Here is a 6,000-nt window from a genome sequence, read left to right on the forward strand (position 1 = left end):
GGCTACGCGAAGTTGTGGCTCCCGTGCTGGCGCTCACGACCGATCGGGTAAGCGCTTTCCCGATGTAAACACAGATGCCCGTCGATGTAAAGGTCGCCCCTACCTGCACGAAGATCGGCGGCCACCTGGAGGGGTGGCCGCCGATCGTCAGGGGCGGATCAGCAGGCGACGCCGTTGAGCTTCACCGCGCCCGGCGCGGCGGACGGACCGTTGGCGGTGAAGCCGACGGTCACCGAGGCGCCCGGCACCAGCGCGCCCGCCCAGGTCGGCGCCGCCGCCGTCACCGTGGTGCCCGACTGGGTCACCGTGGCGTTCCAACCGCTGGCCAGGCTCACCCCCGCCGGCCAGGCCCAGGTGACCTGCCACGGGTTGACCGGGCCCGTGCCGGTGTTCGTCACCGTCAGCTCCCCCTGGAAGCCGCCCTGCCACGCGTTGACCTGCCGGTACGCGCCGGTGCAGCCACCGGTCGGCGGAGGCGGCGACGAGGTCGGCGTCGCCGTCGGCGTGCCGGTGGGGCCGCCCCCGCCGCCCACCGGCGCGATCAGGTACGGCTGGAGGATGGCCTGCTTGGTGGTGTTGATGTTCGTCCAGTCGTCGAGCGCGATGCCCCCGGTGTCACCGGAGTTCGGGTTCCACGACCAGTAGGTGAAGGACATCCCGTCGACCCCGGTGCCGGTGTAGGCCATCAGCTTCTCCAGCCACACCTTGTCCCGGGGGTCGGCCAGGGTGCTGCCGAACTCGCCCATCATGATCGGCGCGATGTTCTGCTTGTAGAGGTAACCCCAGTACTTGTCCCAGATCCCCGGCAGGTTCGTCGGGAAGTCGGGGGACTTGAACCAGTTCTGCTCGAAGACCGAGGTGGCGTACTCGTGCGGCGAGTAGACCAGCCGGTTCGGCACGTCGAGCCGGACGGGGAAGTCCTTGGCCTTCGTCAGGTTGCCGCCCCACCAGCCGCAGTCCTCGTCGTTGCTCGGATCGTTGTCCCAGACGTTCGAGAGGCCCCCGCTGGGGCAGCTCACGCCCTCCACGAAGATCAGCCAGTTCGGCTGCACCGACAGGATCGCGTTGCCGGCCCGCTCGGCGGCCAGCCGCCAGTCCCGCGCCGGATCGCCGCAGCCCCAGCACGCGCCGGTGGCCGCCGGGTTGGTCCCCTCGGCGTGCGGCTCGTTGTGCAGGTCCGCCCCGATCACCGTGGTGTTGCCGGCGTACCGCTGGGCGAGCATCTTCCAGTCGTTGATCCAGGTCGCCTCGGAGACCGTCGGGGTGTACCAGAGCGCGGACTGGCCGGCCGATGTCGGCCGGTGCCGGTCGAGGATGACCCGCATCCCCTTGCCGCCGGCGTAGTCGATCACCTTGTCGAGGATCTGCAACGGGGAGAGCCCGACCAGGTCCGGGTTGACGAAGTCGTTGATGCCGCTGGCCGTGGCGCCCGGCTTCAGCGCGTCGTTCGAGTACGGCACGCGCAGCGTGTTGTAGCCGAGGCTGGCCATCTTGTCGATCTGTCCCCGCCACGGGTTGGTGGACCACAGCCCGTGGAAGGTCTTGTTGTCGGTCTCCATGCCGAACCAGTTGATGCCGGTGATGCGTACCGTCGCGCCGGTGCTGTCGACGATCCTGTTGCCGTTGGTGTGCAGGTAGCCGGTCCCGGTGCCGGCGGGGGCGGCGACGGCCGGGGCGGTGCTGACGGCGGCGGCGACGAGGACGCCGGCCGCGGCGGTGGCGAGCGCGGTGATCGCGCCGCCGAGGGCGCTGCGTCGGTGCATGCGAGCTCCACTTCGAACTGCCCGCCGCCGCCACCGGCGGCGCGGGCGGGAACCGGGCGACGGCCGTCACGCTCCCTCAGGGAGTACGCGGACAGGGCGCGACGGGACGTGCCACGTGGGATGCGGCCGCTCGCGGTACCACCGGCGTCCCCCGACGACGCGGTGTGCGCCGCCGGCGCCCTCGCGCCGGTGCCGGACCTGGCTCCGCCGCCCATTCTGATCAGCCCGCCTCGATGCGTCAACCGTCGCGTGCCCGGCCCGGGCGGCGGCGGGCGGACAGGCGGAAGCCCCCGGCCCGTGGCGGATCGGGGGCTTCCGTGGTGGCTCGGTCCGAGGTGACTCGGGGCGCGCCGGGGGTGGGTCGGCCCGGCTCAGCCGGCCTGCTCGGCGAGCTGGAGGAACTGCCGCTTGGAGGCCAGTGCCTGCTCGGCCTCCTTGACCCGCCGGGCGTCCCCGGCCGCCTGGGCCCGGGCCAGCCGCTCCTCGGCCTCGGCGACCTGCGCGCGCATCTGGGCGAGCAGGGGGTTGTCCTCCTTGGTGGTGCGCCGCCACGCGGAGTCCATCACCTCGCGGACCTTCTCGTCGATCGCGCGCAGCCGGCGCTCCAGCCCGGCCGCCGCCTCGCGGGGCACCCGGCCGGCCTCGTGCCACTGGGCCTGGATCTCCCGCAGCTTGGCCTGCGCGCCCTTCGGGTCGCCGTCGACGTCCAGCGCCTCGGCCTCGGCGAGCAGTGCCTGCTTGCGCTCCAGGTTGCCCCGCTGCTCGTTGTCGCGGGCGGAGAAGACCTCGCTGCGCCGGGTGAAGAACTCGTCCTGCGCGCCCCGGAACCGTTCCCAGAGCTTCTGCTCGGCCTCCTTGGAGGCCCGGGGAGCGGCCTTCCACTGGTTCATCAGCTCCTTGAGCTGGTTGGCGGTGGCCGCCCAGTCGGTGGAGTCCTTGAGCTTCTCGGCCTCGGCGACCAGCTCCTCCTTCACCGTCTGCGCCTGCTTGCGCTGCGCGTCGAGGGAGGCGAAGTGGGCGCCCCGGCGGCGGGTGAAGCCGTCACGCGCGGCGGCGAACCGCTTCCACAGCTCGCCGTCGGCCTTCTTGTCGACCCCGCGGATGGTCTTCCACTCGTCGAGGATCTCCTTGAGCCGGTCCCCGGCGGTCTTCCAGCCGGTCGACTCGGCGGCCAGCTTCTCCGCCTCCTCCACGAGGGCCTGCTTGCGGGCGAGCGCCTCGCCGCGGGCGGCGTCCCGCGCGGCCTTGGCCTCGCCGGCCTTCTCCTCGGCGACCGTGGCGAGCCGGTCCAGCCGGGCGGCCAGCGCGTCGATGTCGCCGACGACGTGCGCCTCGGCCAGCGACGCGCGGATCCGCCGGATGGTGGTCAGTGAATGGCCGGCGTCGGCGGCACCCGAGTTGAGCCGGGCCTCCGTCAGGTTGACCTCGGTCACCAGGTCGTCGAAGCGGCGGGCGAAGTGGGCCAGCCCCTCCTCGGGCGCTCCCGCCTGCCAGGATCCGACCACCCGCTCGCCGTCGGCGGTCTTGACGTACACGGTGCCGTCCGCGTCCACCCGTCCGAAGGCAGTCCAGTCGCTCATGTGCCCATCCTCGTTCTCCCGGCGTCGGGGAGCAGTCCCGCGATCGCCGCCACGGCGCAGCAAAGTTTCCCCCGGCATTGTCACAGGTACGACCCCGTTCCCGTCGAGCGCCTATCGCCGACCGTGACCATACGGTGTCCTAGCGCCCGCGGACAGGCTCCCTGGGAGGAGTGTCGGAATCCGGCGTACGACGTGCCGGACGGGCGGGCGTCGTCGTCGGCGTGGCGACCCCGGCCACGCAGGCGGCCCGTCGGCGGGGACCGGCCGGCAGCGGCGGCTCGAAGAGCCCGGGTGCGGGGCGCCGGGCGCCGTCGTGCCGATACCGTTGCCGGGTGCCCCTGGTCGCCGCTGCCGTCTGCCCCCACCCGCCGCTGATCGTCCCCGAGCTGGCCGGTGCCGCCGCACCCGAGCTGGACGAGCTCCGCGCCGCCTGCGACGCCGCCGTCGCCGGGCTGCTCGCCGCCGGTCCCGAGGTGATCGTCCTGGTCGGCGGCGGGCCGGAGACCACCCGCTTCAACGCGGCCGACCACGGCTCCCTGCGCCGGTACGGCCTCGACCGGGCCGTGCGGCTGTGGAAGGTGAACTGCGCCGGCGGCGAGCGGCTGCCGTTGAGCCTGACCATCGGCGCGTGGCTGGTCGGCCGCTCCCGCACCGAGCTGCCCCGGCTGGCCCGCTCCGTCGCGTCCGACGCCGCCCCGGCGGAGTGCGCCGAGCTGGGGGCGGCGCTCGGCGCGGCCACGGAGCCGCGTACCGCCCTGCTGGTGACGGGGGACGGGTCGGCCTGCCGCGGCCCGAAGTCGCCCGGCTACGACGACCCGCGCGCCGAGGCGTACGACGACGGGGTCGCCCGCGCCCTGGCCGACGCGGACGCCGAGGCCCTGCTCGACCTGGACCCGGTCCTGTCGGCGGAGCTGAAGGCCGCCGGGCGGGCGCCCTGGCAGGTGCTGGCCGGCGCGGTCCGGGCGACGGGCGGCGACTGGCGCGGCGAGCTGCGCCACCACTCGGCGCCGTACGGCGTCGCCTACCTCGTGTCGTCCTGGACGCCGGCGTGACCACCCGCCCACCGGCCGGGACGGTCGTGGCCGTGGTCGGGCCGACGGCGGCCGGCAAGTCGGCGCTGAGCATCGCCCTCGCGCACGCCCTCGACGGCGAGGTGGTCAACGCCGACTCGATGCAGCTCTACCGGGGCATGGACGTGGGCACCGCCAAGCTCACCCCGGCCGAGCGCGAGGGGGTGCCGCACCACCTGCTGGACATCTGGGACGTCACCGAGCCGGCGAGCGTCGCCGAGTACCAGCGGCTGGCCCGCGCCGCCGTCGACGACGTCCTGGCCCGTGGCCGGGTGCCGCTGCTGGTCGGCGGCTCCGGCCTCTACGTGCGGGCGGTGCTGGAGCGCTTCGAGTTCCCCGGCACCGACCCGGCGGTGCGCGAGCGGCTGGAACGGGAGCTGACCGAGGTCGGCCCCGCGCCCCTCTACGCCCGGCTGCGCGAGGCCGACCCGGCCGCCGCGGCGGGGATCCTGCCCGGCAACGGCCGGCGGATCGTGCGCGCCCTGGAGGTCATCGAGCTGACCGGGGCGCCGTTCACCGCCGCGCTGCCCGAACCGACCCCGTACTACCCCTCGGTGCAACTCGGCGTGGACCTGGACACCGCGCTGCTGGACGAGCGGATCGCCCTGCGGGTGGACCGGATGTGGGCCGACGGGCTGGTCGCCGAGACCCGGGACCTGGTGGGGCGCGGCCTGCCCGAGGGGCGTACGGCCAGCCGGGCGCTCGGCTACCAGCAGGTGCTGCGCCTCCTCGCCGGGGAGCTGACCGAGGCCGAGGCGCACGACGAGACCGTCCGGGCCACCCGGCGCTTCGTCCGGCGGCAGCGGTCCTGGTTCCGCCGCGACCCGCGGATCCACTGGCTGGACTCGGCGGCGCCGGAGCTGATCCCGGCCGCACTGCGCCTGCTCCCCGCCGCTGCGCGATGATGGGGGCGTGCAGTTCACCAAGGGCCACGGCACCGGCAACGACTTCGTCATCCTCCCCGATCCGGACAACCGGCTCGACCTGACACCGGGGCTGGTCGCGGCCCTCTGCGACCGGCGGCGCGGCCTCGGCGGCGACGGCGTGCTGCGGGTGGTCCGGGCGGCCGCCCACCCGGAGGGCGCCGCGACGGCCGGCGAGGCCGAGTGGTTCATGGACTACTGGAACGCCGACGGGTCGTTCGCGGAGATGTGCGGCAACGGCGCCCGGGTCTTCGTCCGCTACCTGGTCGCCTCCGGGCTGGCCGAGCCGGCGGAAGGCGCGCTGCCAGTGGCCACCCGGGCCGGCGTCGTGCGCGCGCTGGTCACGGCCGACGCCATCGCCGTCGAGATGCGCCGCCCCCGGCTGTACGACACCGCGACCGCCACCCTCGGCGGGCTGACCCTGCCCGGCACGGCCGTGGACGTGGGCAACCCGCACCTGGTCTGCGCGCTGCCGGCCGGGCTGGAGCTGACCGCGCTCGACCTCACCCGGGCCCCCGACGTCGACCCGGCGGTCTTCCCCGCCAACGCCCGATTGGTACGGTTGGACCGCACCGCGTCGCGCTGTTGTCCGGCCGTCACCTCGATGTACGTCTGCGACGACGCCAACGACGCGTGACCCAGCAACCGCATGATCTACGCCGCG

Annotated in this window: 4 protein-coding genes and 2 pseudogenes; 3 read left to right on the plus strand and 3 right to left on the minus strand. The window is 74.3% G+C overall.

The window, feature by feature from the left end:
- Positions 1 to 158: 158 nt before the first annotated feature.
- Together RM555_RS26250 and RM555_RS26255 are read right to left on the minus strand one after the other, a co-directional pair.
- Positions 159 to 1,763, minus strand: a complete 1,605-nt coding sequence (locus RM555_RS26250; RefSeq protein ID WP_311414250.1) for a cellulase family glycosylhydrolase — start codon at positions 1,761 to 1,763, stop codon at positions 159 to 161.
- A gap of 371 nt (positions 1,764 to 2,134) precedes the next feature.
- Positions 2,135 to 3,343, minus strand: coding sequence for a DUF349 domain-containing protein (locus RM555_RS26255; RefSeq protein ID WP_132232950.1), 1,209 nt, complete (start codon positions 3,341 to 3,343; stop codon positions 2,135 to 2,137).
- 332 nt (positions 3,344 to 3,675) lie between these two features.
- On the opposite strand from RM555_RS26255, the gene RM555_RS26260 reads away from it, so the two are divergent.
- The 3 genes and pseudogenes from RM555_RS26260 to dapF all read left to right on the plus strand — a co-directional run.
- On the plus strand, positions 3,676 to 4,395 hold the full coding sequence (locus RM555_RS26260) for a class III extradiol ring-cleavage dioxygenase family protein (RefSeq protein WP_311414251.1): 720 nt from the start codon (positions 3,676 to 3,678) through the stop codon (positions 4,393 to 4,395).
- A complete protein-coding gene (miaA, locus tag RM555_RS26265) occupies positions 4,392 to 5,318 on the plus strand; it encodes a tRNA (adenosine(37)-N6)-dimethylallyltransferase MiaA (RefSeq protein WP_311414252.1) in 927 nt (308 codons plus the stop codon). The genes RM555_RS26260 and miaA overlap by 4 nt, the downstream gene beginning before the upstream one ends.
- A gap of 7 nt (positions 5,319 to 5,325) precedes the next feature.
- Positions 5,326 to 5,892: pseudogene (gene dapF / locus RM555_RS26270) on the plus strand (diaminopimelate epimerase); the annotation flags it as partial.
- On the opposite strand, the pseudogene RM555_RS26275 reads toward dapF, so the two are convergent.
- Positions 5,862 to 5,990: pseudogene (locus RM555_RS26275) on the minus strand (tyrosine-type recombinase/integrase); the annotation flags it as partial. The pseudogenes dapF and RM555_RS26275 sit on opposite strands and share 31 nt — an antisense overlap.
- Positions 5,991 to 6,000: the final 10 nt, after the last annotated feature.

It is taken from the genome of Micromonospora reichwaldensis (assembly GCF_031845925.1).
GTDB classification, from domain to species: Bacteria; Actinomycetota; Actinomycetes; order Mycobacteriales; family Micromonosporaceae; genus Micromonospora; species Micromonospora reichwaldensis.

What these genes read in the sequence shown, in the direction of transcription:
- RM555_RS26255 (WP_132232950.1), bottom strand. Translation starts at nt 3,343, where the DNA reads ATGAGCGACTGGACTGCCTTCGGACGGGTGGACGCGGACGGCACCGTG.
- RM555_RS26250 (WP_311414250.1), bottom strand. Translation starts at nt 1,763, where the DNA reads ATGCACCGACGCAGCGCCCTCGGCGGCGCGATCACCGCGCTCGCCACC.